This window comes from Micromonospora sp. 4G55 (genome assembly GCF_016803375.1).
Genome location: NZ_JAEVHN010000812.1, coordinates 1 through 2,476, shown reverse-complemented (window position 1 = coordinate 2,476; position 2,476 = coordinate 1). Strand labels below are relative to the sequence as shown.

The 2,476-nt window shown below is 65.5% G+C and carries 3 protein-coding genes; 2 read left to right on the top strand and 1 reads right to left on the bottom strand.

The window, feature by feature from the left end:
- On the bottom strand, window positions 1-488 hold a 488-nt coding region (locus JNW89_RS34585), incomplete at its 3' end, for a hypothetical protein (RefSeq protein ID WP_238452234.1).
- 271 nt (window positions 489-759) lie between these two features.
- Here JNW89_RS34585 and JNW89_RS34580 point away from each other — a divergent pair.
- Window positions 760-1,563, top strand: coding sequence for a hypothetical protein (locus tag JNW89_RS34580; protein ID WP_238452233.1), 804 nt, complete (start codon window positions 760-762; stop codon window positions 1,561-1,563).
- Between the two features lie 331 nt (window positions 1,564-1,894).
- Window positions 1,895-2,446 carry a hypothetical protein gene (locus JNW89_RS34575; protein WP_238452232.1) on the top strand — a complete coding sequence of 184 codons (552 nt, stop codon included), beginning with the start codon at window positions 1,895-1,897 and terminating at the stop codon, window positions 2,444-2,446.
- Window positions 2,447-2,476: the final 30 nt, after the last annotated feature.

Genomic DNA, 2,476 nt, shown 5'->3' with positions numbered 1-2,476 from the left:
AAGGCATGCAGGGCGGGCCGTGGGGCAAGGACGGCAAGGACGACAAGAACGGCAAGGACGATAAGAACGGCAAGGACGACAAGAACGGCAAGGACGACAAGAACGGCAAGGACGACAAGGACCTCGAGGCCGACGGCGGTGCGTTGCTGGTCGAGCGCGGCGGTAGCGCGCACCTGAAGAAGGTCACGCTGACCCGCAACAACGCCGAGGGCAACGGCGGCGCCATCGCCAACTTCGGCCGCGTCGACCTCGAGGACAGCGAGGTGGAGAACAACCACGCCCAGGAGAACGGCGGCGGCATCTTCAACCTCGGCGTCCTCAAGGTCACCGGATCCTCCGACCACCACGACTGGTTCTCCTACGACCAGGGCGGATCGGGCCGCGACGACAAGGGCGGGGACCGCCGCGACGACAAGGGCGAAGGCCGCCGCGACGACAAGGGCGAGGACCGCCGCGACGACAAGGGCGAAGACCGCCGCGAGCGACAAGGGCGAGTCCGCCAACGGTCAGGGTGGCTCCGCCGACGCCAGGGACGACTTCAGGGACGACTCCCACGACAAGCGTCACGAGTCGCGCATCGCCAACAACACCGCCGGCAAGAACGGCGGCGGCATCGCCAACGGCCGCGACAAGGACAAGGACAAGGACAAGGACCACGGCAAGGACAACGGCAAGAACGAGGAACACGGCAAGAACGAGGAACACGGCAAGGACGACAACTCCTGGCCGCGCTTCCAGGGCCGCGACGAGGCCGGCACCGTGGAGATCTTCAAGACCACCATCGAGGGCAACAAGGCCGACAAGAACGGCGGCGGCCTGTTCAGCTCCGGCGGCTTCGTCAAGATCGTCCTGTCGACCATCAAGGACAACACCGCCTGCGAGAACGGCGGCGGCATCTACGCCAAGGACACCACCCTCGACCTCGACAAGGTCACCGTCGCCAAGAACCACGCCAGCAAGGACGGCGGCGGCATCTACAACATCAGCGACGAACGCCGCAACGACAAGGACCACAACGGCAACAACGGCAACAACGGCTACAACGGCAACAACGGCAACAACGGCAACAACGGCAACGGCAACGGCAAGGACGACAAGAACGACAAGAACGACAAGGACGACGACGACAACAAGGCCAGCGCCACCATCTCCGACAGCAAGATCGTCGACAACAACGCCGGACGCTTCGGCGGCGGCATCTTCAACGGCAAGGCCGACGTCAAACTCGCCGAAGGCTTCCAGGACAAGAACGACAAGAACGACAACAACGACCACGACAACGACCGCGACCGCGACCGCGACGGCGCCCACCTCACCCTGCGCGACACCGAGGTCAAGGGCAACACCGCCCTCAACGGCGGCGGCATCTTCAACAACAAGGGCACCGTCACCCTGACCAAGACCCACGTCACCAAGAACACCGCCACCGACGCCTCAAAGCAGCACCGAGTCGCCGGCGGCATCCTCAACAACGACGGCAAGGTCCGCCTCGACGACAAGTCGACCGTGACCAACAACGACCCCACCAACTGCGCCGGCACCGTCAAGGACTGCTTCAACTGAGCCGACACACGACCAGGGAGTCCCTTCCCGCCCCGGCGGGAAGGGACTCCCTCACCCCTACCGGTACGCGTCGCCCCCGACGCCGCCCGTTCACGCGCTTTCGCCCTCCGCGACGCCCTTTGCCACCGGTGACACCTCTGCTGCACCGCCGTCCGCCGTGCTGTTGGCTGCACCGCCCGCATACCTAATGTGGGCTTTTTTCGTATACGCCCACGAGGTGAAGAAGGTTCTCATACGTTGTTGTTCAGCAGCTACAACCGATTTGTAGCGAAGGCCGCCTCGCCGTGGCGAAGCGACCTTGTCGGGTACAAGGAGAGGGCAGAGAGCTCTGATGTCCAACTACCTTCGCAATAACGATGACGTCACCCGTGAGACGGCCTCCCCGTTCCGTCGTCGTCGGCTCTGGCTCGCCACCGGCGTCATGGGCCTGACGGGCGCGGTCAGCCTCGCCGGTGTGGCCTACGCGACCACCGGGGTCACCGGCTCCCACCGGCTCGCCGATGTGAAGTGGTCGACCGCCCAGCAGCTCACCAAGGACGACGCCCGGGGCGAGGACCGGGACCGGGACAAGGACCGGGACAGGGGCGAGGACCGCCGGGACCGGGACAAGGACCGGGATCGTGACGAGCACGGTCGGGTGCGGGAGGTGCCCTGTGACGACGAGAAGCTGATCGAGGCTGTCGATCTGGCGAACCGGGATCACGGTGGCACGTTGAAGCTGGCCAAGGACTGCACCTACGAGCTGGACGGGCACGACCGGAAGTCCGGCACGGGCCTGCCGACGATCAAGCAGGAGATCACCATCAAGGGTGAGGGCTCCACGATCAAGCGGGACTCCGAGCAGACGTTCCGGCTGTTCCGGGCGCCGACGGCGGCGACCTGACCCTGAACGGACGTCACGCTCAAGGGCGGC